The 24,562-nt window shown below is 46.0% G+C and carries 21 protein-coding genes; 16 read left to right on the forward strand and 5 right to left on the reverse strand.

Going from position 1 to position 24,562, the window contains the following annotated elements; all coding sequences use genetic code 11:
• Positions 1 to 139: 139 nt before the first annotated feature.
• On the reverse strand, positions 140 to 1,480 hold the full coding sequence (locus Q0230_RS14050) for an NAD(P)/FAD-dependent oxidoreductase (RefSeq protein WP_298610793.1): 1,341 nt from the start codon (positions 1,478 to 1,480) through the stop codon (positions 140 to 142).
• Positions 1,481 to 1,567: 87 nt separating this feature from the next.
• Positions 1,568 to 2,170 carry a TIGR00730 family Rossman fold protein gene (locus tag Q0230_RS14055; protein ID WP_298610794.1) on the reverse strand — a complete coding sequence of 201 codons (603 nt, stop codon included), beginning with the start codon at positions 2,168 to 2,170 and terminating at the stop codon, positions 1,568 to 1,570.
• Between the two features lie 177 nt (positions 2,171 to 2,347).
• Between Q0230_RS14055 and Q0230_RS14060 the strand changes: the two genes are divergently transcribed.
• From Q0230_RS14060 to Q0230_RS14090, 7 genes are all read left to right on the forward strand, one after another.
• Positions 2,348 to 3,598, forward strand: coding sequence for a sarcosine oxidase subunit beta family protein (locus tag Q0230_RS14060; RefSeq protein WP_298610795.1), 1,251 nt, complete (start codon positions 2,348 to 2,350; stop codon positions 3,596 to 3,598).
• An 11-nt stretch (positions 3,599 to 3,609) separates the two neighbouring features.
• On the forward strand, positions 3,610 to 3,882 hold the full coding sequence (locus Q0230_RS14065) for a sarcosine oxidase subunit delta (RefSeq protein ID WP_298610796.1): 273 nt from the start codon (positions 3,610 to 3,612) through the stop codon (positions 3,880 to 3,882).
• Positions 3,879 to 6,845 (forward strand): sarcosine oxidase subunit alpha family protein, encoded by a 2,967-nt coding sequence (locus Q0230_RS14070; RefSeq protein ID WP_298610797.1) that lies wholly within the window; start codon positions 3,879 to 3,881, stop codon positions 6,843 to 6,845. The genes Q0230_RS14065 and Q0230_RS14070 overlap by 4 nt, the downstream gene beginning before the upstream one ends.
• Complete coding sequence (locus Q0230_RS14075) at positions 6,832 to 7,392, forward strand: sarcosine oxidase subunit gamma (RefSeq protein WP_298610798.1); 561 nt, start codon at positions 6,832 to 6,834, stop codon at positions 7,390 to 7,392. The genes Q0230_RS14070 and Q0230_RS14075 overlap by 14 nt, the downstream gene beginning before the upstream one ends.
• 163 nt (positions 7,393 to 7,555) lie before the next feature.
• Positions 7,556 to 9,508, forward strand: a complete 1,953-nt coding sequence (locus Q0230_RS14080) for a 3-oxoacyl-[acyl-carrier-protein] synthase III C-terminal domain-containing protein (protein WP_298610799.1) — start codon at positions 7,556 to 7,558, stop codon at positions 9,506 to 9,508.
• Positions 9,505 to 10,404, forward strand: a complete 900-nt coding sequence (locus Q0230_RS14085; protein ID WP_298610800.1) for a hypothetical protein — start codon at positions 9,505 to 9,507, stop codon at positions 10,402 to 10,404. Before Q0230_RS14080 ends, Q0230_RS14085 begins: the two co-directional genes overlap by 4 nt.
• 82 nt (positions 10,405 to 10,486) lie before the next feature.
• Entirely contained in the window at positions 10,487 to 11,272 is a 786-nt protein-coding gene (locus Q0230_RS14090; RefSeq protein WP_298610801.1) for an SDR family NAD(P)-dependent oxidoreductase, read from the forward strand.
• Positions 11,273 to 11,313: 41 nt separating this feature from the next.
• On the opposite strand, the gene Q0230_RS14095 is transcribed toward Q0230_RS14090, so the two are convergent.
• Positions 11,314 to 12,531: a hypothetical protein gene (locus Q0230_RS14095; protein WP_298610802.1), complete on the reverse strand. Its 1,218-nt coding sequence runs from the start codon at positions 12,529 to 12,531 to the stop codon at positions 11,314 to 11,316.
• Positions 12,532 to 12,776: 245 nt separating this feature from the next.
• Here Q0230_RS14095 and Q0230_RS14100 point away from each other — a divergent pair, with 245 nt between their 5' ends.
• The 6 genes from Q0230_RS14100 (at position 12,777) to iolE (ending at position 20,501) form a co-directional block, all read left to right on the forward strand.
• Positions 12,777 to 13,529, forward strand: a complete 753-nt coding sequence (locus tag Q0230_RS14100) for a hypothetical protein (protein ID WP_298610803.1) — start codon at positions 12,777 to 12,779, stop codon at positions 13,527 to 13,529.
• 301 nt (positions 13,530 to 13,830) lie between these two features.
• Positions 13,831 to 14,823, forward strand: coding sequence for an inositol 2-dehydrogenase (gene iolG / locus Q0230_RS14105; RefSeq protein ID WP_298610804.1), 993 nt, complete (start codon positions 13,831 to 13,833; stop codon positions 14,821 to 14,823).
• Between the two features lie 11 nt (positions 14,824 to 14,834).
• A complete protein-coding gene (gene iolB, locus Q0230_RS14110; RefSeq protein WP_298610805.1) occupies positions 14,835 to 15,632 on the forward strand; it encodes a 5-deoxy-glucuronate isomerase in 798 nt (265 codons plus the stop codon).
• Positions 15,629 to 17,578: a 5-dehydro-2-deoxygluconokinase gene (iolC, locus tag Q0230_RS14115; RefSeq protein WP_298610806.1), complete on the forward strand. Its 1,950-nt coding sequence runs from the start codon at positions 15,629 to 15,631 to the stop codon at positions 17,576 to 17,578. The genes iolB and iolC overlap by 4 nt, the downstream gene beginning before the upstream one ends.
• Positions 17,575 to 19,434, forward strand: a complete 1,860-nt coding sequence (gene iolD / locus Q0230_RS14120) for a 3D-(3,5/4)-trihydroxycyclohexane-1,2-dione acylhydrolase (decyclizing) (protein ID WP_298610807.1) — start codon at positions 17,575 to 17,577, stop codon at positions 19,432 to 19,434. Before iolC ends, iolD begins: the two co-directional genes overlap by 4 nt.
• A gap of 167 nt (positions 19,435 to 19,601) precedes the next feature.
• On the forward strand, positions 19,602 to 20,501 hold the full coding sequence (gene iolE, locus Q0230_RS14125; RefSeq protein WP_298610808.1) for a myo-inosose-2 dehydratase: 900 nt from the start codon (positions 19,602 to 19,604) through the stop codon (positions 20,499 to 20,501).
• 246 nt (positions 20,502 to 20,747) lie between these two features.
• Here iolE and Q0230_RS14130 read toward each other — a convergent pair whose 3' ends face one another.
• Both Q0230_RS14130 and Q0230_RS14135 read right to left on the reverse strand, forming a co-directional pair.
• Positions 20,748 to 21,200: a hypothetical protein gene (locus Q0230_RS14130; RefSeq protein WP_298610809.1), complete on the reverse strand. Its 453-nt coding sequence runs from the start codon at positions 21,198 to 21,200 to the stop codon at positions 20,748 to 20,750.
• A 45-nt stretch (positions 21,201 to 21,245) separates the two neighbouring features.
• Entirely contained in the window at positions 21,246 to 21,968 is a 723-nt protein-coding gene (locus Q0230_RS14135) for a sulfite exporter TauE/SafE family protein (RefSeq protein WP_298610810.1), read from the reverse strand.
• Positions 21,969 to 22,151: 183 nt separating this feature from the next.
• Between Q0230_RS14135 and Q0230_RS14140 the strand changes: the two genes are divergently transcribed.
• The 3 genes from Q0230_RS14140 (at position 22,152) to Q0230_RS14150 (ending at position 24,481) form a co-directional block, all read left to right on the forward strand.
• Positions 22,152 to 22,949 (forward strand): amino acid ABC transporter substrate-binding protein, encoded by a 798-nt coding sequence (locus Q0230_RS14140; protein ID WP_298610811.1) that lies wholly within the window; start codon positions 22,152 to 22,154, stop codon positions 22,947 to 22,949.
• A 100-nt stretch (positions 22,950 to 23,049) separates the two neighbouring features.
• Positions 23,050 to 23,715 carry an amino acid ABC transporter permease gene (locus tag Q0230_RS14145; RefSeq protein WP_298610812.1) on the forward strand — a complete coding sequence of 222 codons (666 nt, stop codon included), beginning with the start codon at positions 23,050 to 23,052 and terminating at the stop codon, positions 23,713 to 23,715.
• Positions 23,716 to 23,722: 7 nt separating this feature from the next.
• Entirely contained in the window at positions 23,723 to 24,481 is a 759-nt protein-coding gene (locus Q0230_RS14150) for an amino acid ABC transporter ATP-binding protein (protein ID WP_298610813.1), read from the forward strand.
• The last annotated feature ends 81 nt before the right edge of the window (positions 24,482 to 24,562 follow it).

Here is a 24,562-nt window from a genome sequence, read left to right on the forward strand (position 1 = left end):
AGACTAAGGACAGCAGTTCCAATAACCAAGTTTAATTATGCTAAGTAGCAATAAGTAATACCAAATGTATTATTTTAAGTCTTAAATTCTCTAGATTTGCCTACTTAGTTAATTAAAGTAGGCAAATTTCTTACGGCGCTTAATGCAATTTAATACTCGGTGTTGTCGTGCGTCTTAAAATACCTGAAACGGTTTCTACTGCGGTTTTCCAAAAACCGTGTAAGCTTAATTGATGCTTTTTATACAGCATATTGTACATAAAGCGGGCGAGATAACCTTCCACAAACAAAGTACCCCGCGCAATATTACCCATCAAGCCGCCAACTGCCCAATTTTCTCCAAGTGAAACTAAAGAGCCAAAATCTTGATAATGAAAGGCTTCCACGCTTTTTCCTTCCAAACGTCTTTGCAGTTGTTTAGCTAAATGTACCGCTTGTTGATGGGCGGCTTGGGCGCGTGGTGGAACTTTAGTAGGTGGCTCATGTTCAAGCCAATCGGCTGAAGCGCAATCACCAAAGGCGAAAATAGTTTCATCATAAGTGGTTTGTAAGGTGGTTTTCACCAGCAGTTGATTGATGTTATTGGTTTCCAAACCATCCAAGGTTTTGAGTACCTCAGGGGCACGAATGCCTGCAGCCCAAACAATTAACTCGGCTGGAATCTGTTCGCCCGTGCTTAGTTCTACACTATGTTCATGTACTGCTGCTACCCGTGCATTAGTCCGAGTATTGACTTTAAGGCGCGCAAGAATCCTGGCTGCATCCTTAGAAATACGCTCGGGTAAGCCGGGCAGAATACGTGGTGCTGCTTCAATTAAGGTTAAAGTCACATCGCGATCAGCTTCAATACTGTCTAAGCCGTATTTGACGAGAGTACGAATGCTTTTATGTAGCTCAGCGGCTAATTCCACGCCAGTTGCCCCAGCACCAATAATCGCTACTTGCAATTGATAAGGCTGCAAGGCTTCAGTTTGCGCATGGGCACGAATGCAAGCGTTTACCAACTTCTGATGGAAATGCTCAGCTTGAGCGGCAGTATCCATTTCGATGGCATGTTCAGCGACACCAGGGATATTAAAGTCATTAGTGCGACTACCAAGCGCCAGTACTAAAGTGTCATAAGGAATACTCCGTTGCGGAGTGACCAGCTCGCCTTCATTATCCCTATATGCATCAATATGCACACGGCGCTGTGCTCGATCAATACCGGTCATCGCCCCAATCCGATAGCGGAAATGATGCCAATGAGCTTGGGCTAGATAGTCAATTTCGTGCAAGGTGTAATCCATACTACCTGAAGCAATTTCATGCAGCATCGGCTTCCAGATATGGGTGCGATTTTTATCAATCAGCGTGATCTGTGCGAGTTTCTGTTTACCTAGCTTATCGCCAAGCAGGGTGGCTAACTCTAAGCCACCTGCACCGCCGCCTACAATCACAATACGATGTAGACCTGTACTTTCTGAGTCTTTGCTTTGCATGGAATTCAAAACCTAAATTAACTCAGAATAGCGCAGGCCAAGCATTGAGGAAAATACTGCTAGATTGAACGGTGATACGGTTTGGTTTTAAAGCTCTTCAGCAGGCTTAATCCATTTAGATGTATGTGTGCTTTCATGCTGTAACAACCGATCTAGCAGCATTTTTGGCTCAGTTTCAATTAATAATAGGTCGTAGTTAGAGCTACGCACAAAGGCTTCGTCGACGGTATGTTTGAAAAATTGTTTAAGTCCCTCGTAATAGCCAGCTACATTTAAGAGCCCACAAGGTTTTTTATGAAAGCCTAATTGCGCCCAAGTGAGTACTTCAAACATTTCATCTAAAGTGCCCCAGCCACCGGGTAAAGCAATAAAAGCATCCGCAAGCTCAGCCATGCGCATTTTACGGGTGTGCATAGAGTCGGTAACGATTAAATCAGTAAGACCTCCGTGCGCAACTTCGTGCGTGACTAAAGAATCAGGGATTACGCCAATGACTTCGCCCCCTTTACTTAAAGCCGCATCGGCAACCACCCCCATTAAGCCGACTTTTGCCCCACCGTAAATCAAGCGTATCCCACGCTCCGCGAGTAGTTCACCGAGGGCTTGAGCAGTTTCAGTATAAATAGCTTGGCGACCAAAACTGGAGCCACAATAAACGCAAATATTTTTAATAGTGTTTGAATTATTCATCGAGTTTCTACGAAAATAGCTGGGGATAAAATTAGCTTAATACAGTAAAAACTTAGGTAGAGAAACAAAATATCCAAGCGGTTGAGTTTTTTTCCTCAATATGTTTGATAAAGCACAATTGACTGACCAGTCAATCAGCTCTAATCTAGCTCATTCGCACGAATCGGAGTGGCATTCATGAAGTATTCTTGGCTGGAGGTCTTTAAAGCTGGCCTCAGCGGACAAAAACAATGGCCAGCAGCTTGGCCGGAAGTGAGTCCTAAAGCAGCTTACGATGTGGTCATCGTTGGCGGTGGCGGACATGGCTTAGCAACGGCTTATTATTTGGCGCGTGACTTTCCGGGTACGCGAGTTGCGGTGGTGGAAAAGGGTTGGATTGGTGGCGGGAACACGGGGCGGAATACCACGATTGTGCGTTCTAATTACCTATGGGACGAAGCGACCAATCTATATGAGCATTCTCTGAAATTATGGGAAGGTTTAAGCGCTGACCTGAACTTCAATGTGATGTTTAGTCAACGTGGCGTGTATAACTTAGGCCATACCCTCCAAGACATGCGCGACATTGAGCGGCGCGTGAATGCGAATATGCTGAATGGTGTTGATGCCGAAGTCGTTAGTGCGGCTGAATTAAAAGAGCGAATTCCTATTCTAGAAACAGGTAAGCATGTGCGTTATCCAGTGATGGGTGCTTCTTGCCAACCGCGTGCGGGTGTGGCGCGCCATGATGCGGTGGCTTGGGGCTTTGCACGTGCGGCTGCTAAACATGGCGTGGATATTATCCAAAACTGTGAAGTGCAAGCGATGGACATTGAAGCAGGGCGGATTAAAGGCTTACAGACTTCACGCGGTTATATTAAAGCGGATCGGGTGGGCTGTGTGACTGCAGGACATTCCTCTGTGTTGGCTGCAATGGCGGGTATTCGTTTGCCAGTTGAAAGTCATCCATTACAAGCCTTCGTTTCAGAGCCGATGAAACCCGTCCTGCACACTGTCGTCATGTCAAATGCAGTGCATGGCTATGTCAGTCAATCCGATAAAGGTGATTTGGTGATTGGTGCGGGGATTGATTCCTATACAGGCTACTCACAGCGCGGTAGCCCGCATTTACTCGATCATTGTGCTTCGGCCATGATTGAGCTGTTCCCGATTTTCTCCAGAGTGCGTTTGAATCGCCAATGGGGCGGGATTGTAGATGTTTGCCCCGATGCTTGCCCGATTATTAGTCCGATTCCACAAGTGAAGGGTTTGTATTTCAATTGTGGTTGGGGTACGGGTGGCTTCAAGGCAACACCAGGTTCTGGCAATGTATTTGCGCATACGATTGGTCAAGATCAGCCGCATCCTTTGGCTTTACCTTTCCACATTGATCGTTTCACTACCGGCGCTTTGATCGACGAGCATGGCGCTGCAGGCGTTGCACACTAAGGAGGCTTTTTATGTTTTTAATTCATTGCCCCTATTGTGGCGAGCTGCGTGATGAACAGGAATATCGCTATGCGGGGGAGGCATTTATTCAACGCCCTAGCCTAGATTGTACGGATGAGCAATGGGGGGATTATGTATTTAATCGCACCAATCCTAAAGGTAAAACGGTAGAGCAATGGGCGCATGCTGCTGGTTGCCGTAAGTTATTTGTGGTTGAGCGCAATAATGTGACGAATGAGATTTACGCTGTGCGCACCTTTGAATCCTACAAGGAGCAAGCATGAAGCGCTTATATAAACAAGCTAATGAGCGCATTGACCGCTCGAAAGAAATCCATTTCTCTTGGCAAGGTGCGCATTACACCGGCTATGCAGGCGATACCTTAGCTTCAGCCTTATTAGCCAATGGGGTGAAGTTGGTAGGGCGGAGTTTTAAATACGGTCGTCAACGTGGGATTATGGCGGCGGGTGTGGAAGAGCCGAATGCTTTAGTCATTCTCGAGCCGGAGACGGGCTACCATGTGCCGAATGCACGTGCCACCGAAGTTGAAATTTACCCTGATCTAGTAGCTAAAGCAGCTAGTGGTATTCCCTCCATTAATGAGGATTTGCGTGCTTGGCTCAAGCCTTTTCATCGTTTTATGGCAGCAGGTTTTTATTATAAAACCTTCATGTCCCCTGCTTTATTATGGCCGAAATACGAAGAGCAACTGCGTAAATTAGCAGGCTTTGCGACTGCACCGAATAAGCCTGATGCGGAAACTTATGATCATTATAACCAGCATACCGATGTGGCGGTGATTGGTGGCGGTGCTGCGGGTTTAGCGGCGGCATTAGCAGCGGCCAATGCCGGCTCGAAAGTCTTATTGTTGGATGAGCGTGCGCAGTTAGGTGGCGAATTAGTTGTGGATGCAGGGCGCGATCCTGCTGCACAAGCATGGTTTAATCAAACTTATGCTGCTTTAGAAGCACATGCGAATGTGAAAATTCTGGTACGCACCACGGCCTATGCACTGCACGATTACAACTTAGTGTTAGCTTTAGAGCGCCGCCAAGATCATGTGACGATAGGTGCACGTAATCCGCATCAATCTCGGCAGCGTTTACATCGGATTCGGGCGAATAAAGTCGTGTTGGCTACCGGCAGCCACGAACGTCCTTTAATGTTTGCCAATAATGACTTGCCCGGCGTGATGCTTGCGAGTGCAGTGAGCCGTTATCAGTATGAGTATTCGGTACTGTGCGGCAGTAAGCCACTAGTCGTTGGTAATAACGATAGTATTTATGAGGTGGCTCGTGATTTAGTGAAAGCAGGTACGCGCCCCACGGTGGTGGATTGCCGCATGGGTTATGATGCCAGTGATTTAACTAAACTGGGTGTGCTTGTTAAGCAAGGCTACACGATTGTTAAAGCTGAAGGGCGTACGAGTGTTGAGCGCGCGTTGATTGCTAAGACGGCGTATAGCGATAGTCACGGCTGGGTCGTGGGTGATGCTCCGGAAACGATTGCTTGCGACTTAATTGCTTGCTCCGGTGGTTTTAGTCCCTTAGTACATTTAGATTGCCATACGGGGTCTAAGCCTTGGTTCTCAAAAGATTATCAAGCCTTTATGCCTGCTTGCGATAAACCCCATCGTTATGTGGCGGGTAGCGTGAATGGGCATAGTGATTGGCAAGGCGCGGCTGCAGAAGGTGAGTATGTGGGGCTATTGGCGGCTGGACAAGCGGCTAATCCGGTGAATGCACCGAAGCTTTTAAATGTTGCTGACTTTATTTGTCCGGATGTAGGGCGCGATAAAGTCTTTTTGGACATGCAAAACGATGTGAAAGCCTCGGATATTGAGTTAGCAATCCTTGAGAATTATCGTTCGATTGAGCATATCAAGCGCTATACCGCCTTAGGTTTCGGTACCGACCAAGGTAAAACCGGTAATGTGAATGGTATTGCGGTGGCTGCTAAGGTCATGAATTTGCCAATTGAAGCAGTCGGTACCACGACTTTCCGCCCCATGTATACGCCGGTCACTATGGGAGTGCTTGCGGGTAGTGAAATTGGGCTGCATTCTGATCCACAACGCTTCACACCCATGCAAGCTTCGCATCGTGCGAAAGGTGCTGAGTTTGAAGTCGTGGGGCAGTGGATGCGTCCTTGGTATTTCCCACAAGGCTCCGAAGATATGCATCAAGCGGTGGCGCGTGAGTGCTTAGCGGTGCGCAATAACCTTGGCATGATGGATGCCTCAACCCTCGGCAAAATAGATATTCAAGGCCCTGATGCACGTGAGCTTTTAGCGCGTGTTTATACTAATGCCTGGGCGAAGCTCGCACCGGGTAAATGCCGGTATGGTTTGATGTGCGATGAAACCGGCATGATCATTGATGATGGTGTGACTGCTTGTATTAGCGATACCCATTTCTTAATGACCACCACCACGGGTGGTGCGGCGCGTATCTATAACCATCTAGAAACTTGGCTGCAAACCGAGTGGCCTGATCTCAAGGTGTATATCACTAGCGTCACCGATCATTGGTCAACCACTGCAGTCGTTGGGCCGAAAGCACGCCGTTTGATGGAAAAACTCTGTAAAGATGTGGATTGCAGTGCAGCGAATTTCCCCTTCATGGATTGGCGCGAAGGCACGGTTTGTGGCGTTCCAGCACGGATTATGCGGATTAGCTTCTCAGGCGAACTTTCGTATGAGATTAATGTGCAAGCTAACTACGGGCGCTTCATTTGGGAGAGCGTAATGGAGGCCGGTAAAGAGTTTAATATCACTCCGTATGGCACTGAGAGCATGCATGTTCTGCGTGCTGAAAAAGGTTATGTAATTGTAGGTCAAGATACCGACGGTTCAATCACACCTTATGATGCGAATATGGCTTGGGCGGTTTCCTTGAATAAGCCTTATCCCTTCTTGGGGCAACGCGCTTTAACACGTAGCGATACTGCGCGTCCAGGGCGTAAACAGTTGGTGGGTCTGCTCACGGATGATCCCCATAAAGTCTTGAATGAAGGTTGCCAATTAGTTGCTGAGATTGGCAGTAAAGCCATGATTGGGCATGTGACTTCCAGCTATTTCAGTCCAGTGCTAGGGCGCTCGATTGCAATGGCGGTGGTGAAGGGTGGCTTAGATTTAATGGGTACGAAGATTTACGCCAAGCCTTTGTCCTATGAAGTAATCCCTTTAACTATTGTGGATAGCGTGTTCTACGATCAAGGCAAGGAGAAAATTGATGGCGAAATTTGAGACGGCGTTAGAAGGCCACGATTTTAATGCCTTAGCGGGAAACGGTTTTCAAGTTAGTGAAGAGCGTAATTATGGCTATGTGGTACTGCGGATTCGCCCTAACACAGCGGGCGCGGCTGAGGCGTTAACTCAATTAGGGATTCAATTACCGAATGCTTTAGGTATTACCGGTGCTTTGGATACTAAACTAGTGAAATGGCTTAGTCCGGATGAGTATTTAATTACACTACCGCTCAGCCAAAAAGATGCCTTTATTAAAGACGCGAAAGCTGCTTTGCATGGAATCTTTGCCGCTGTAGTGGATAACTCTGGTGGCTATTCACTCCTAAAGCTTTCGGGTGAGCATGTCTATGAAGTGCTCGCGAAAAACTGTGTCTATGATTGCTCGAAGTTTTTAAGCGAAGGCAAAGTGATTTCGACGCTGTTTTCTAAAGCCGCAGCTGTGATCTATCGCATTGATGCGAATAATGTCTATCTCATGGTGCGTTGGTCCTTTGCAGATTATGTCTTCCAGGCTTTAGCAATTAGTTCGCGCGAGTTTAGATAGCAAGCAACCTTGCTAACCAGGCACTGCGGTAATTGCAGTGCCTTTTTTTCATACTGTTCCGCTACCTCTAGTCTTATCCCACGCAACTTCTTAGTCCTATTCTTGTTGGGTTCAGCTGACTTAGTTAACCTGAGTTTATTCTCATTACAAGAACGCTAAAGCTATGATCGCACCAACTTTCTTCCATGATATTTATCTCTTGGCGGCTAGCCACTATCTACCAGGTGAGCCGATTAATAATCAGCAAATCGATGCGTATGTTGCACCCATCGATCAAAACTCCAAACGGATTAAGCAGCGTGTCTTGGGCGAAAACGGTATTCAAACCCGCCATTATGCAATTAATACTGCAGGTAAAACGCAGATTAGCCATACGGAGATGGCTTGTCGTGCAATTCAAAGCTGTTTACAACAAGCCCAAGTGAACTTAAGTGAAGTCGATTTACTAGCTTCAGCTAGCTCTGGGGGCGATGTTTTGATGCCGGGGGTCGCAAATATGATTCAAGGGGCTTTGCATGCGCCACCGATGGAAACGCATAGCCATCAAGGTGTGTGTGCTTCTAGTGTCATGGCTTTAAAAGATGCGGCTCAATCCTTAGCGCAAAATCCCGAGCAAGATCTAGCAGTTGTTGTAGCAGCAGAAATGCCTTCACGGATTTTTAAACAGAGCCGTTTTACTAGCCAAACTCAGATAGATTTTGAAGCGCATTTTTTACGCTGGATGCTATCGGATGGGGCAGGGGCAGTCTTGTTAGGGAATGGTAGCCAAGCTCTAAAGCAAACAGTAACAAATACCTTAGCACAGCAGGGCTTGGCTTTAAAACTCAATTGGATTCACAGCAAATCCTTTTCTGGTGATTATCCGGTGTGTATGCAATTCGGGCAGGGCAGCCATCGGTCTAAAGAGCAGCATAGCGACTATAGCGCAGAAGCTTCTTATTTAGATTTTCCTTCAGTTGCAGAAGCTGAAGCGGCGGGGCATTTTGCCTTGCGCCAGAATTTGCGCCTCTTACCTAATTTATTTGAAGTAGCTGTGCATGAGTATGCGGGTTTGGTGCAAGGTGGTTGGGTCAAACCTGCTGAGGTCGATACCTTCTTTTGTCATTATTCCTCCGAAGCCTTGGGTAAAACCTGTGAAAGCATGATGGACGCAGCAGGTTTGGGTATTCCACGTGAAAAATGGTTTAGTAATCTCAAAACTTGCGGCAATACCGGCGCAGCCTCTATTTTTATTATGTTGTCGGAATGGCTGGCGACTCATACCCCCAAAGCAGGGCAAAAAATCTTTGCTTTTGTACCAGAGTCAGGGCGCTTTACTGTGAGTTATTTTATGTTGGAGGTGCTTGAGTTAGCCACCATTAATCAGTCATCTCAGCGTATCTCCTCTATTTCACCACCGGCTAAACAGGTTTATTTACCACAACCGCCTGCGTGGATTCAACAGGATATGAGGCAACCAGTACGTGATACTTTATTAGAGCTGGGAGAAATTTGGCATCAATTCCGTTCGCAAATTTGGCGCACACCTTTAGTAGAAAAGATTAATGCAGGCCAATTGACCCCAACGGATTATGTGACTTGGATGGCGCAATGGATTCCACAAGTGCGTGAGGGTAGCTTATGGATGCGTGAGGCAGTGGCGCATTTGGATGAGCCTTATCAAGTTTTAGCTAGCTTAATAACTGAACATGCTAATGATGAGCAATACGATTTCAAGATTTTATTTGAGGATTACCAAGCAGCTGGTGGGCAAGCGGCCAGTATCGATGAGTTGCAGCGCAATGCAGGTGGTGAAGCTTTAAATAGTTATCTGTATCGCCAAGCCAAACAAGCGAATCCGTTTGGCTTATTGGGCGGAATTTATATTATTGAAGGGACAGGGCAACGGATTGTGCCGTGGTTATTACCCTTAATTAAGCAACAATTGAAGCTACCTGAACGCTGCTACCGCTTTTTGAAATATCACGGTGAAAATGACGAACAGCATTTAGCGCGCTGGCTCATGGCCTTGGAATTTGCTTTAGAGGTGGGTGGAGAAACTACTCAACGTGAAATTGTGCGCACCGCGCGTGATGTAGCCACTTTATACCAATTACAAATGGAACACATTCTGTGAAAGCACCTGATGATTGGTCAAACTGGCAGGATAATCCTGAGGATCCTAATCCTTGGTATACCTTGTATATGGATAGTGTCACCCCGCTATCCTCTGCGGTAAAGCAAGCATGGTTGATTGATAGCAGCCGCAAAAGCCGTCAATACCTTTTACCAGTGGTACGCCCACTGGCTCGCGCCACGATTATTTTCAACCAACTCATTAAAAGTATTTTGCCCAGTTGGCGCAATTCAGCTGCTTTGCATAAGACGATTGTTTGGGGTTTGAAAAGTTTTGTTAGCCCCGAGGCAAATACCTTTATCCTGCGTCATTTCACTTTGGGCAGTGAGATTCAGCGCTTTATTCTCGATAATTTACCCGGGATTGAGATTCAAACCCTGCATTTTATGCGTTTTCAGACCTTGGAAGATTTAAGAGACGATGCTTTCTTAAAGCATGATTTGAATTTATTCAATTTTATTACCAGTTTGAATCTAGCCTTGAAAGCACAGGGGCGCGAGATTGTAGCGCCAGAACAATTGAATTTTTCCGCGATTACTGATGGTGAGTTTCCCATTCGGGACATACCTCACGGCAAATTGAATAAAATTGATATTCAAACTGCCATTGAGCTGTATACACCGATTTTCCAGTTTTTTTTAAGCGATAATGATTTCTGGCGCTCGGTCAACTCTTTGCAATTAGATGAAACTATTGCTTTATATGTAGGCAAAATTCTGAATGACCCTTTACCTGTAATGCTGGTCAATAATCGGCATCCTTTAGTACCGCATTCAACCTTAAAAGCGGGGTTTCGGTTGGTATTGCACGGACTGGCGACGGAGATGCTGCATCGGCATTTGGTGCTGTTGAAACGGAAGCAGGCTGCAAGCTTGCTGAGGCCGTCAGCAAGTTGAATCAGGAGGGTGTTAGTCATGGATTGACCATTATTCTAGTAGGAGTATCTTAACGTGTGCCAAGTACCTAAGGAGTAAAGCAATGGATGGGATCGTTAATCAGTTACCTTGTACTTTCAATGATTTAAAAGATGCCAGCGTTTTTATTACCGGTGGTGGCTCGGGGATTGGGGCTGCTCTGACAGAAGGGTTTATCCAACAAGGGGCTAAAGTAGCTTTTGTGCAGCGCACTGATGCTTCAGCGTTTTGTGATCGACTTGAGCAAAAGTATGGCGTGCGCCCTTTATTTACTGCTTGTGATCTTAAGAATATTGAACAGCTACAAGCCGTTATGCGTGAGGTTGCTCACAAACAAGGTACTATTAAAATACTGGTTAATAATGCTGCAGTCGATAATCGGCATAAGCTGAGTGACTACGATACAAGAGCTTGGGATGAGTCAATTAATGTAAATTTACGCCCACATTTCTTTACTGCACAAGAGGTTGCAGCAGGGATGAAAGATTTAGGAGGTGGTTCCATTATTAACTTTTCTTCTATCTCCTATCTAATGGGTAATGCGGGCTATCCTGCTTATGTAGCCGCAAAAGCTGCTATTACAGGTTTAACTCGTGGTTTGGCGCGTGAACTTGGCCCTGATAAGATTCGGGTCAATGCTCTCTTACCGGGTTGGGTCATGACTGAGCGGCAAAAAGAGTTGTGGGTGACTGAAGCTGATTTAAAAGCCCATCTAGAGCGCCAGTGTTTGAAAGAATTATTGCAACCCGAAGATATGGTAGGCGCGACTTTATTTCTAGCTTCCTCTGCCTCAAAAATGCTTACTGGGCAAGCTTTGGTGGTTGATGCAGGGGTCGTTGTAACCGGCTGAAAGCTCTTAAAACTGCAATTGGTAGTGGGCAGGTTCACTCATTAGTAGTTAAATGTGTCAATATACATATTCGTATGATGCCAACTTTCTTGAATGTTTTGTAAAAACTGATTATTCATTTGCTGATTAGGCACTTGGCTAAGTATTTGTGTCGAGGTCATTTGGTTTAACATTTGTTGATCATTCATCAACTCACTGTTTTGCTGCTCTGCTGTTAAATTAGCCCATTCTTCATTTTCAGCCATTTTTTGCTTGGCTAATTCCGCTTTAGCTTGTTCTTGGGCTTCTGTATAAGCTTTTAAACGGGCTTGATGAGCAGGTAATAATTTAGGAAATAAGGGGGTAAACTCCTTGCCCCAAGCAATGCGTGCCTGTGTCTTATCCGCTTCAGATTTTTCAGGCCATGCTTGGACAGTCACTGGCCAAGTCAATGGTAAATTGAGCAACTCTTCGCGTTTCTCAGCTTTTAAAGCAGGCCAAGCCTGAATCAATTGCTGAGCAATCTTCAATTGAATCTCGGGGCTAGCCTGAATAACTGGCTGATCAGGTTTTGTCCCAGCCATTTCATTTAAGCAGAACACCATATGCGCAATATACGCTTTAATAACTTGTGGGCGTAATGGATTATCACCTTCAGTCAGCGGTATTTGAATAGCCTCATAATGCTGGATTAACCACTTCGCTAGTTTTTCACCTTTACTGGCCTCCTCTTTTAAGATCGGTAAATAAGTTTTTTGCAGGTCGGCACGTTTCTCCTCTTGAAAAGGATTATCCATTGAGTCTATATAGACATTACCCATTTTGGATTCAACTGATTTGGCTAAAAACTGATAAGCTTTACTACTCGCCCCACCATCTTTATTATGTTGAGCAATTAATAATTGCCTTAATTGATTGCGTTCTGAATTAATTAACGGTGCATCGAAAACCCATTCGAAATAGCGCACCATACGGCGCATATCCCCCTCACTACGATAGACTGTTGGATTTTCAAGATAATTTTCTAAACTGTCGACTGGATTCTGACCCTCAATAACTTGAGGGTAGACCGCTGCAACTATATTATCCTCAATATTTGCTCCCACCAACGGCTCATCATTTTCAGAGCGTGAGCTAAGTAGCTTCACTAAATCACTAGAGCTGAGTGGTTTGGTATTCTTATTAAAGAATGACCCATTAGCTGCAAAACTCGTTGTGGTTATACACACACTACTGCTTAATAAAGCTACATAGATTAAAGAACGTAGATAAACACGCATGGTATCTTCACCCAGTAGGCATTGCTCATTAAATGAAGATAGTGTTAAACCAAGATTTGTGCTTTGACTAGCCTATTCCGATAAGTGTTTAGCAAAATTAGCCAGTATGGGTTGAAGCTTAATTTGGATGAATTAACTGAAAATCGGTTTAGGCTGCTACCACTAATCCGGCTGATTAATGATCTCAAGTTAAAGCTTTGTTAAGCTGACTTTTAGTCTATCACTAGTTAGTAGCAGTATTAGTAATGAAAAACTTCATTTCATCTTCTTGGTTTTGCTCAGTATCGTTATTAACCCTATTGGCTTGGCAGCAAGCTGTTGTAGCGGATTGGGAATGTCCAGTCGGGGTTGATCCTAATGGGCCTAATAATACAGGGGTAGCCTGTGTCTGGTACGAGGATGAACAAGCTCCTGAGGATGAGGGAGATTATCATGATGGCGGCAATAGTTATCAGGAGCCTGCTTATACTCATTACGATAGTGCTGCTTGGGGTGCTTTTGCGGATATGGCTAAACAAAGTCAGCAAGAGCTAGCTAATTTTAGAAATCAACATTCACGTGATCCAGCCTATCGTGAGTTACAACAAGGTACTTGGGATTTTGTCGAGGCAGCCGCGAATGCTTCACAAACTATTTGCCAAGCTTCGTTTCTGTCCCTAAGCGGTGGCGTGATTTTTATGGACAATGGTGAGGCCACTTTCCTTGGTTTTTATGGTGCATCTATTCCACCCACTCAGCAAAATCGCAAGCTCCGCTTGAGCCTGACTCAATCCGGCGAAACGCAAACTGTACAAGCTTTCCATACGCCATATCCTTTAGATAAAGAGTTAGGAATGTATATGTTTGCAGTGCCTAGTACTCAAGCCTTACTGGACTCGATAGAAGAGCAGCAAGATTTTGCGGTCGCCCTCAATGGCAAAACGGTAGTACAAGGTGTTTGGCATAGTGGCACTAAAGCGCGGAATTGGTTACGGCAGTGTGTGGCTAAGCGTGGTTGAAGCTTAGTTTAGGCCTTACAGCTTTTTTGCTAAAAGCACAATGAGAACAGCAGCATAAGCAGTTTATTTCCTTAAAGAGGAATAAGCAGTCTAAGACGTATCATTCCTAGCTACTGCAGTTCACGGTTCGAAAATTTAATAATTACTAAATGATGTCTTAGTTGGCTGCTCAAGCCTTTGTTGCCTATCTTCGCACTCTAAATAGAAAATTTATTTCCTATTTCAAAATTACTGGAATAATCATTCCATTTATGCCTATACTTATTCCAAGCAGTTAACCCACACATTTGGAGGAGAGATTATGGCAGAGGTTCGTTTTGGCTTGATTGGGGCGGGTCGTATTGGACAAGTGCATGCGCTGGCGGTGCAGGGTGTACCGGGGGCACGGATTACTGAAGTGGTCGATGTCTTCCCAGAAGCAGCGCAGAAAGTGGCAGATAAATTCGGCGCGAAAGTCGTTACTTTAGACGAGATGTTCCAAAGCCCGAATGTGGATGCTTTCATTATCGCTAGTTCTACTGACACTCATGCACCGTTATTAGAGCGCTGTGCAGCGGTAGGCAAGCCGGTATTCTGCGAAAAACCGATTGATTTAAGTTACGAGCGTGCGGATGCCTGTAGTCGTGCGGTACAAGAATCAGGTATTACCTGCATGCTCGGTTTTAATCGTCGTTTTGACCCACAATTTGCCCACTTGAAGGCGCAAATGGATGCGGGCGCGATTGGTAAATTAGAAACCCTGATTATTACCAGCCGAGATCCAGCGCCACCTCCCGCCGAATACATTAAAGTCTCGGGCGGCTTGTTCCGCGACATGATGATTCACGATTTTGATATGGCACGTTGGTTACTCGGCGAAGAACCCACCCGTATTTATGCGACTGGCAGCGTATTAGTTGATCCAGCAATTGGTGCAGCGGGCGATGTGGATACGGCAAGTGTTACCTTGAGCACTAAGAGCGGTGCAATTGCCATTATCACTAATAGCCGCCGTGCCACTTACGGCTATGACCAGCGTATTGAAGCCTTTGGCGAAAAGGGCATGTTGCAAGCAGGCAATCAATTAGAAAACACCGTGAAATTTGCCGGTGCGGAGGGTATCACCGGTGCTAAACCGCAATTCTTCTTCCTGCAACGTTATGCTGATGCCTATCGCATTGAATTAACCCACTTTGTTGAGTCTCTGCAAAACGGCTCTAAACCTGCGACCAGTGAGCAAGATGGTTTAGCCGCGTTACGTTTAGCCGATGCTGCGGTGGAATCCTTGAAGTCTGGACAACCAGTCGATTTATAAGGAGTGGAGAGATGAGCCTACTACGCCGCCCTGAGCCGAATGCCGAGGGTCATTATCAGCACATTAGCCCTGAAAACGCGCAATGGCGTTATGTGGGTTTTGATGCCTATGACTTGCAGGCTGGGCAAACGTTGGAGCTTCCTGCGTCGAGTGATGAGTTATGTTTGGTACTGCTGGCAGGACTTGCCGATATTCAAGCAGGTACTCAGCAATTCCAAGCCGTGGGCGAGCGTATGCAGGTGTTTGAAGACAAAGCCCCGCATGCGATTTATGTGAAAAATGGCGAAGCGGTACAAGTCAAAGCCACTACTGATTTGGAATTAGCGGTGTGCCGCGCGCCGGGCTTTGGCAATCACGCAACCCGTTGGATTAAGCCGGAAACGATGAGCCGCGAACAGCGTGGGCAAGGTTCGAATACGCGCTTTGTGTGCAATATCCTGCCGCAAGATGAGCCTGCCGATAGCTTATTAGTGGTGGAAGTGAAAACCCCTGCCGGTAATTGGTCGAGCTATCCGCCGCATAAGCACGATGCGGATAATATTCCGCACGAGTCTTATCTGGAAGAAACCTATTATCACCGGATTCATCCCAGCCAAGGCTTCTGCTTTCAGCGCGTGTTTACCGACAATTTGGATATTGATGAGAGCATGGCGGTGGAAGATCGTTGTGTGGTGATGGTGCCGCGTGGTTATCATCCGGTGGCGGCAGCACATGGTTATGACTCTTACTATTTGAATGTGATGGCGGGGCCGACGCGGTGCTGGATTTTCAAAAATCACCCTGCTCATGAATGGATGCTGCGCTCATGAATCAAAAAACACGCGATATTATCTGCTTAGGCCGTGCGGCAGTGGATTTATACGGTAACCAAATCGGTAGCCGCTTAGAAGACATGGGCAGCTTTGCTAAATACGTAGGCGGTTCTTCGGCAAATATTGCCTATGGTTGCGCGCGTTTAGGCTTGAAATCAGCAATGCTTACCCGAGTGGGCGATGAGCATATGGGGCGCTTTGTACGTGAGGAATTAGCTCGTGCTGGGGTGGATGTCTCGCAAATTCAAACCGATAAAGAACGCCTCACAGGTTTAGTGATTTTAGGAATTAAAGACAAGGAAACCTTTCCGTTAATCTTTTACCGCCGCGATTGTGCCGATATGGCAATTAGCGCGGATGATATTAACCCTGAATTTATTGCTCAAAGCCAAGCCTTACTCATTACTGGCACACACTTTTCCACCGAATCCACCTATCGCGCCAGTAAAACCGCGATGGAATACGCCAAAGCCGCCGGCACTAAAATTATTGTGGATATCGATTATCGCCCCGTGCTTTGGGGCTTGACCAGTCTGGGGGATGGTGAGACACGCTTTATCTCCTCCTCGGGCGTGACTGCACACCTCCAGACTATTCTTCCCGATTGCGATTTGCTGGTCGGCACTGAAGAAGAAGTACATATCGCGGGCGGCAGCACTGACACCATCAGTGCCTTAAAGAATATCCGCGCGCTAAGCAAAGCCACGATTGTCTTAAAACTGGGACCTTTGGGTTGCACGGTATTAGATGGCGCAATTCCGCCTAGCAGTAAAGAGTTCGTTTTGCATCAAGGTGTGCGCGTAGAAGTGTTAAATGTATTAGGCGCTGGCGATGCGTTTATGTCCGGTTTCTTACGTGGTTGGTTACGCAACGAAGATTATAAAACTTGTACCGCCTATGCGAATGCTTGTGGCGCGCTAGTGGTATCGCGTCATGCTTGTGCACCGGCCATTCCCAGCGAAGAAGAGCTGTTTTATTACCTGAAAAATTCCGCGTCGATCCCGCGCCCTGATCAAGATAAAAAACTCAATCAACTGCATCGCGTCACCACCCGCAACCCAGCCTCACGTCCTGATTTGTGTGTACTGGCGTTTGATCATCGTAAGCAACTCTATGATGCGGCGGTGAGTGTCGGCGCTGATCCTTCCCGCATTAAAACCCTTAAACGTTTATTGGTTAAATCCGTGGAATACGGGATGCAGAAAACCCAGCTACCCGCGAATGCAGGTGGCGTGTTAATTGATGATACTTACGGCCAAGATGCGCTGAACGATGTAACTGGGCGGCATTGGTGGATTGGTCGTCCGGTCGAGTTGCCTTCATCACGTCCAATTGAATTAGAAGGTGGACGTTCGATTGGTTCGCGTTTAGCCACTTGGCCTTTGGAGCATATTGTTAAGTGTTTGGTGTTTTATCACACCGACGATTCAATCGAATTACGTCTGCAACAAGAGCGTCAAATTCAAGAACTATTTGCGGCTTGCCAAGCCAGTGGGCATCAATTGCTATTAGAGCTGATTCCGCCAGCGAATAGTACTGAAAATGATGATACTGCGTTCTTATCCATCCAGCGTTTATATAACCTCGAAGTCTTCCCTGATTGGTGGAAATTGCCGCCGCCTTCGGCTAAGAGTTGGGGCAAACTTACCACCTTAATTCAAGAGCGTGATCCGCATTGCCAAGGTGTGGTGTTGCTCGGTTTAGGCGCGAGTTTAGACAGCCTCAAAGACTCGTTCAAAATCGCTGCGCAATACCCCATGTGCAAAGGCTTTACTGTCGGGCGCAGTCTATTTGCCGAAGCCAGTCACGCATGGCTTGCCAATCAAATGACCGATCAGCAATTAATTCAAACTGTGGGCGATAACTACGTGCAATTGATTCAGGCATGGCGTAACAGTCGCGCCCAAGCCCAACACCCAGCGAGACAGGAGTTAGCGGCATGAGTACTCTTCGTTTAACCATGGCACAAGCCTTAGTGCGTTATTTAAGTGCGCAATACACCGAAGTCGATGGGCAAAAATTACCGTTATTCGCAGGGGTGTTTGCCATCTTTGGGCATGGCAATGTGGCAGGTATGGGCGAGGCTCTCTACCAATACCGCGAAACCTTGCCAACCTTGCGCGCGCATAATGAACAAGGTATGGCACATGCGGCGATTGCCTATGCCAAAACCCATAATCGTCAACGCATGATGGCTTGCACCACTTCGATTGGCCCAGGTGCGACCAATATGGTCACTGCAGCCGCTTTAGCGCATGTGAATCGCTTGCCTATTTTACTTTTGCCCGGCGATATTTTTGCCAATCGCACGCCCGATCCGGTGTTACAACAGGTGGAATGCTTTAGTGATCCGACTATTAGTGCGAATGACTGTTTCCGCCCCGTGAGTCGCTATTTTGATCGGATTTCACGTCCTGAACAGTTGATTACCAGTTTGCCCGTTGCGATGCAAACTCTGACTGATGCGGAAAATTGTGGCCCTGTGACTTTAGCTTTGCCGCAAGATGTGCAAGCGGAAGCTTATGATTATCCGGAAATTTTCTTCGCCGAGCGTGTGCATTATCTGCGTCGTCCGCCTGCCGAGGCGCGGGAATTAGAGCAAGCACTAGCGACTTTAAAGCAAGCACAAAAGCCGCTGATTATTGCAGGGGGCGGAGTGCTGTATTCGCAAGCTACTAAAACGCTCAAGGACTTTGCCGAGACTTTCCATATTCCAGTCGCGGAAACCCAAGCGGGTAAAGGCTCCATCGAGTGGAATCACCCGAATTATGTTGGCTCGATGGGTGTCACCGGCAGTAGTGCCGCAAATAAACTGGCCCAAGAAGCTGATGTGGTGTTAGCGGTGGGGACGCGCTTGCAGGATTTCACCACTGCCTCGCGCACAGTATTTGGCAATCCTGCAGTGCAGTTAATTCAACTGAATGTTGCCAAATTTGATGCGATTAAACACAACGCACAAAGCCTGATTGCTGATGCTAAAACTGGTTTGCAACAACTCAAGCAAGGTTTAGGTCAGTGGCAAGTACCGCACGCTTGGTTGCAACAAGGCCAAGGCGCGATTGCCGAATGGAATGCGTATTACGATAGCGTTACCGCGAGCAATCTAAGCACGCCTACCCGTACCGGCTTACCCTCAGATGCGCAAGTATTGGGGGCGGTGAAACGTACTGGTCAGGCTTCGGACATTATTGTTTGTGCTGCAGGTGGTTTACCAGGGGAATTACATAAACTGTGGCGCACTGATCAGCCGAATGGTTATCACCTTGAATACGGCTTCTCCTGCATGGGTTATGAAATTGCGGGTGGTTTAGGTGTGAAAATGGCACAGCCACAACGTGAAGTGATTGTGGTGGTCGGTGATGGTTCTTATTTAATGCTCAATTCAGAGCTAGCCACCAGTGTCATGCTTGGGTACAAGATTATTGTGGTGGTGCTGGATAATCGCGGTTATGGCTGTATTAATCGCTTGCAACAAGCCACTGGCAGCGCAGCCTTCAATAACCTGTTAGAAAACTGTGTGACGGTGGAAGAGGGTGCGCCAAAAATTGATTTTGCGGGTCATGCGCGGGCTTTAGGGGCAACCGCTGAAACGGTTAGTGGAATTGCTGAGTTGGAAGCGGCCTTAGGACGGGCACGTGCTGCTACGAAATCCTATGTGATTGCGCTCGACACTGACCCGTTTATGACTTCAGCCGGTGGTTGTTGGTGGGATGTGGCAGTACCGGAAGTATCAGCGCGCGAACAAGTGCAAGTAGCGCATGAGAAATATGTAGCAGCTAAGCGTAAACAACCTTATTAATTCAAGAAACCCCCAGCTAACCTCTTTTTATCAGGGTAAGAACCCCTCCTAACCTCCCCTTATCAAGGGAGGGATAAAAGAGATTGTCCTAGCTCCTCCCCTGATAAGGGGAGGTCGGGTGGGGTTTCTAAGACAAACCTATTTTTAAAAGTTAATGGAAGCAAAACATGAGCGTAAGAATTGGTATTAATCCCCTGACTTGGACGAATGATGATATGCCCGAGTTGGGTGCTGAAACCCCTTTAGAAACCTGTTTAAGTGAGGGTAAAGAGGCGGGTTATGCGGGCTTTGAGTTAGGGAATAAATTCCCGCGCGATCCCAAAGTATTGGAGCCGATTTTAGAGGCGCACGGTTTGCGTTTAGTTTCTGGCTGGTTTAGCGGCAAACTGTTAGAACGTAGTGTGGAACAGGAAATTGAAGCGATTCAAGGTCATTTAAACCTACTGAAAAGCCTCGGTGCTACTGCAATGGTATATTGCGAAGTCACTGGCTGTGTGCATGGCGAACGCGAAACGCCGGTGTCTAAGCGTCCGGTATTGGCTGCGAATCAATGGGCTGAGTTAGGTGCAAAACTGAATCAAGTGGCGGAGTATACCTTGTCCCAAGGGGTGAAAATCGCGTATCACCATCACATGGGTACAGTCGTTCAAACCGAAGCTGATATTGATAACCTGATGGCGAATACTAACGATGCGGTTGGTTTATTGCTGGATACCGGACATTTAACCTATGCAGGCGGCAACCCTGTAGCAGTACAACAACGTCATGCAAAACGCATCAATCATGTGCACTGCAAAGACATTCGCCGTAGTGTATTGGACGATGTGTTGAATCGTGATAGTAGCTTCTTGAACTCGGTATTAGCCGGTGTGTTTACTGTTCCGGGCGATGGCTGCGTTGATTACCCAACTATTTTCAAAGGCTTGAAAGCTGCAGATTATTCGGGGTGGTTAGTGGTGGAAGCGGAGCAAGACCCTGCGGTGGCGCATCCTTTGACTTATGCGAAATTGGGGTATGGCAATTTGCAGAAATTGTGTGCGGGTGCAGGATTGGAATTAGTAGTTTAGACCTAAATGGCTTTTTGGAATTCTCCCTCTAAGTGATGAGTTTAGAGGGGGATTTTGTATTTAGTTGAGTTCAGCTAACACTATTTTCTCAATCATTTGTGCTGTGGGTTCGTGTACTAATTCATTTCGGCAAGGGTCAGCAAAACATGGTTTATGCATAATCACATGAATTAAAATAATCTCGGGCTGCCAGTTTAATTTTGCTAAAGCGGCTAATAGACCTTAAATAACTTTATTTGGTTATCGCTAACCCGCATGCAAACCAAAGCGTAAAATTCTCCATTCTCCTTGCTTGTTCTTAAGCAGTTGAACCCCTAAAAGACAAGTGTGGTGCGCGAACTCTAAATTAATTTTAGTTTGATCCAAGGGTTGATTCTTAAACCAACGTCTTAGGCGATTGCCTCTGGTTTGTGGTGGGCTGGCAGACATAAAGTTCTGATCATCTAAGCATTCACTCTGAGCACGTTCAGCCAGAGCTTGGGGTGTATCACCGATTAAATTCGGTTTAGCCATCAAGTTAAACGCTTCTGCATAGTGCTGCTGACGTAATAATTGCATAAACTGGTGCGTGACTTCTTGAGCCGCTGGGTAAGTATAAGGCTGCCTCAGCCAAGCATAAGCAAGAGAAACACTGAGCACGCAGAAGCTTAGTAAACTTAATAACCAAGTTTTTTTAGTTTTTTGCTTTAAAGACATCATTCAGCACTTAGATAATTTTCTTAAGAACTGAGTATAGCTAGAGTGCTAAGTACTGCTTAGAGTGATATAGATAATCTGTAGCACTAATAAGGTAAGCAGCCATTTTAAAATCACTTGGAAATTGGTTTCCGGTACACGATGCCGAATTTTGGTGCCAAACCAAGAGCCCAAAGTGGTGGCAATGATCATGCCTACCGTTAGTTGCCAATAGTGTGCAAACGAAAAGCCTAAAAAACCAAATAGAATCAGTTTCAACAGATGCGTAATCACCATAAAGACGGCTGAGGTAGTGACAATCTCATCACGCTTCAAACCTTTACGCACCAAGGTAGATTGCCCCAGGGGGCCTGTTGCACCAACCAACATGCCTAAGCCAGTTTGCATAAAACCAATCGTCAAGAATTCGCCCTTAGGATTGGCCGTAAACTTAATTCCACCACCCCAAACATTGAATAAAATAAACGCTGCCATGAGTAAGGGCAGATAATGCAAGTTAATAAGAGTGGCGAGTTTAGCCGCTAAAATTCCGCCCACAATAGAGCCTAACAAAAAGCTTAAGGTGAATTGCCATTCGATTTCGCGCCATGCGAATAAAGCGCGGCTGCCATTTGAGACTAATTGTGTTGCCGCATGCATGGGAATAATCGCGGGCGCGGGTAGGAAAAAAGGCATAAAAGCAATCAGAATCATCCCACCCCCTAGACCGAAAATAGCGGTGAGGCTGGAGGTGCAAAAGGCGATGAGAATTAAAAATGTATCATTGAGCATAGGATAAGCACTATCTTAGTGAGAGTAGGTCTAAACCTAATATTTATCACCTTTTTCGCTAAGCTAAGCAAATTTAATCGTTTCTAGTTCTAAGTCAAACCTTGAATAATCGCCGCCTACTATGATTAACAAATTACCCGCAGTAGCATAGCTGCGCCGGTAAATCTAACTAAGGAACATCCCATGAAAGCATTGAAACAGCGTTTAGTGTTATCTGTATTGGCAGGCGTGATTGCCTTAGGCTCAGTGGTTAGCGTACAAGCAGCTGATTTATACGAACAATTGAAAACTAATAAAGTCGTGCGTGTTGGTACAGAGGGCACTTATCCTCCGTTTACTTTTCACGATTCCAAAAAGGATAATGTCTTAACTGGCTTTGATGTGGAGCTGGCAAAAGAAGTATTTAAACGTGCAGGGATTGAAAAAGTCGAGTTTGTTGAAGGCCCTTGGGATGGCTTGATCGCAGGCGTGGATGCGGATCGTTATGATGCCGTGGTGAATCAAGTAGGTATTACGCCAGAGCGTCAAGAAAAATACGATTTTTCCAACCCGTACATCAGTTCGCCGATGGTAGTGATTGCGCGTGAAGATGAAACCGGTGTTACTAAACTAGAAGATATTAAAGGTAAAAATGCTGCACAGACTTTAACCAGTAACTTCGGCAAAAAGGCCAAAGCCCTAGGTGCAGAAATTATCTCAGTAGATGGCTTTGCGCAGTCAATTGATTTATTAACCTCCAAGCGCGCCGATCTAACTTTGAATGATCGCTTATCCTTCTTGGATTTTAAAAAGCAAAAGCCTGATGCACCCGTAAAAATTGTTGCGACCGATTCCGAACCAGCCAATTCTGGTATTCTGGTGAAAAAAGGTAATCCTGAATTAGTAGCAGCGATTAATAAGGCATTGGACGAGATCAAAGCTGATGGCACTTATGCCAAAATCTCTGAGCAATTCTTTGGCGTGGATGTCTCTAAACCCTAAGGTCTTGCTTTAAGGTATTGAAAAAAGCCTCAATTGAGGCTTTTTTTATCTTTGCAAACTGCGCACACTCTAATCACCCCCATTTGCCTAGGACACTGCTATGGATGATCGCTTAATTGGCATTCTCTCCGATGCGCTAATTCCCTTTGCTATAGCTGCCTTGAAAGTCACCATTCCTCTCGCATTGATTTCTTTTGCGATTGGCCTAGTGTTGGCCTTTTTTACGGCTTTAGCACGATTATCCAGCAAAATCTGGTTAAATAAACTGGCGCAATTTTATGTGTGGATTATTCGTGGCACACCGCTTTTGGTGCAATTATTTATTATTTTCTATGGCTTGCCCTCTGTAGGCATTACCTTAAATGCTTATGTTGCTGCCACGATTGCTTTTTCTTTGAGTGTCGGTGCGTATGGTTCGGAAACGATTCGTGCCGCGATTGAGTCTATTCCTAAAGAGCAGTGGGAGGCAGGGCAAACCATTGGGATGACTTATGCGCAAATTATGCGCCGAATTATTTTGCCACAAGCGGCGCGCGTCTCTACACCGCCGATGTTTAGCTCATTCATTAGCCTCGTTAAAGATACCTCTTTAGCGGCGAATGTGACCGTCGTGGAGTTATTCCGTCGTGCTCAACAAGAGGCTGCCACTACCTACGAGCCTTTGTGGTTGTATATCGAAGCTGCCTTGATTTATTTAGTAATTTGCACAGTTTTATCCTATTACCAACGTAAAACCGAAGTTTACTTTAACCGCTTCCACGCCTGAGGTTGTCATGATTCAAGTTAGTCATTTGGTCAAAGAGTTTGCAGGTAAAAAGGTCTTAGATGATATTTCTGTGCTATTCCCTAGCGGTAAAACTACAGTAATTTTAGGCCCATCTGGCTCAGGTAAAACCACGCTTTTACGCTGTTTAAACCTATTAGAAATGCCCACCGCAGGGCAGATTAGCTTTGATGAAATCCCTTATGATTTTTCCAAAGCTAAGCCCTTAAGCAATGAGCAAATCCTAGCTTTGCGCCGCAAATCCGGCATGGTGTTCCAAAGCTTTAATCTGTTTCCACACAAAACCGCCGAGCAAAATGTAATGGAAGGGCCGGTGATTGTGAAAAAAAAACCTAAAGAACAAGCCGCCGAGCAGGCACAAGCGTTATTGACGAAAGTGGGATTAAGTGAGCATGTGAAGAAATACCCGCATCAATTATCCGGCGGGCAAAAACAGCGTGTTGCCATTGCGCGTGCTTTAGCGATGCAACCTGAGGTTTTGTTATTTGATGAACCCACTTCGGCGCTTGATCCTGAGTTAGAGTTTGAAGTGTTAAAGGTGATTCAATCGCTCTCGCATGAGCACAATACGATGATTATCGTGACTCACAATCTGGATTTTGCACGCCAAATCGCCGATCAAATTGTGTTTGTAGCAGCGGGGAAAATCGTAGAAATTGCTGATTCAAATACTTTCTTCAATCAGCCGAAAGAGGCTCGTACTCAAGAGTTTTTGGCACGCTTTAAACAGGCTTTGCTATTGGAGTAAGCGCTTAGTCTAGTTTTAATGAGAGGGCAGAACTTTAACGGGTCAATTTGTTCAAATCTTTCATAGCGGGCATACTGTGTA

This window comes from uncultured Thiothrix sp. (genome assembly GCF_937876535.1).
In the GTDB taxonomy this organism is placed as follows: Bacteria; Pseudomonadota; Gammaproteobacteria; order Thiotrichales; family Thiotrichaceae; genus Thiolinea.

Coding starts and splice junctions, on each gene's coding strand:
- iolB (WP_298610805.1), top strand. CDS start 14,835: ATGAGCCTACTACGCCGCCCTGAGCCGAATGCCGAGGGTCATTATCAG.
- iolD (WP_298610807.1), top strand. CDS start 17,575: ATGAGTACTCTTCGTTTAACCATGGCACAAGCCTTAGTGCGTTATTTA.
- Q0230_RS14135 (WP_298610810.1), bottom strand. CDS start 21,968: ATGCTCAATGATACATTTTTAATTCTCATCGCCTTTTGCACCTCCAGC.
- Q0230_RS14070 (WP_298610797.1), top strand. CDS start 3,879: ATGAAGCGCTTATATAAACAAGCTAATGAGCGCATTGACCGCTCGAAA.
- Q0230_RS14080 (WP_298610799.1), top strand. CDS start 7,556: ATGATCGCACCAACTTTCTTCCATGATATTTATCTCTTGGCGGCTAGC.
- Q0230_RS14050 (WP_298610793.1), bottom strand. CDS start 1,480: ATGCAAAGCAAAGACTCAGAAAGTACAGGTCTACATCGTATTGTGATT.
- Q0230_RS14100 (WP_298610803.1), top strand. CDS start 12,777: ATGAAAAACTTCATTTCATCTTCTTGGTTTTGCTCAGTATCGTTATTA.
- Q0230_RS14060 (WP_298610795.1), top strand. CDS start 2,348: ATGAAGTATTCTTGGCTGGAGGTCTTTAAAGCTGGCCTCAGCGGACAA.
- Q0230_RS14075 (WP_298610798.1), top strand. CDS start 6,832: ATGGCGAAATTTGAGACGGCGTTAGAAGGCCACGATTTTAATGCCTTA.
- Q0230_RS14145 (WP_298610812.1), top strand. CDS start 23,050: ATGGATGATCGCTTAATTGGCATTCTCTCCGATGCGCTAATTCCCTTT.
- Q0230_RS14090 (WP_298610801.1), top strand. CDS start 10,487: ATGGATGGGATCGTTAATCAGTTACCTTGTACTTTCAATGATTTAAAA.
- Q0230_RS14065 (WP_298610796.1), top strand. CDS start 3,610: ATGTTTTTAATTCATTGCCCCTATTGTGGCGAGCTGCGTGATGAACAG.
- Q0230_RS14095 (WP_298610802.1), bottom strand. CDS start 12,531: ATGCGTGTTTATCTACGTTCTTTAATCTATGTAGCTTTATTAAGCAGT.
- Q0230_RS14055 (WP_298610794.1), bottom strand. CDS start 2,170: ATGAATAATTCAAACACTATTAAAAATATTTGCGTTTATTGTGGCTCC.
- iolE (WP_298610808.1), top strand. CDS start 19,602: ATGAGCGTAAGAATTGGTATTAATCCCCTGACTTGGACGAATGATGAT.
- Q0230_RS14140 (WP_298610811.1), top strand. CDS start 22,152: ATGAAAGCATTGAAACAGCGTTTAGTGTTATCTGTATTGGCAGGCGTG.
- Q0230_RS14130 (WP_298610809.1), bottom strand. CDS start 21,200: ATGATGTCTTTAAAGCAAAAAACTAAAAAAACTTGGTTATTAAGTTTA.
- iolG (WP_298610804.1), top strand. CDS start 13,831: ATGGCAGAGGTTCGTTTTGGCTTGATTGGGGCGGGTCGTATTGGACAA.
- Q0230_RS14150 (WP_298610813.1), top strand. CDS start 23,723: ATGATTCAAGTTAGTCATTTGGTCAAAGAGTTTGCAGGTAAAAAGGTC.
- iolC (WP_298610806.1), top strand. CDS start 15,629: ATGAATCAAAAAACACGCGATATTATCTGCTTAGGCCGTGCGGCAGTG.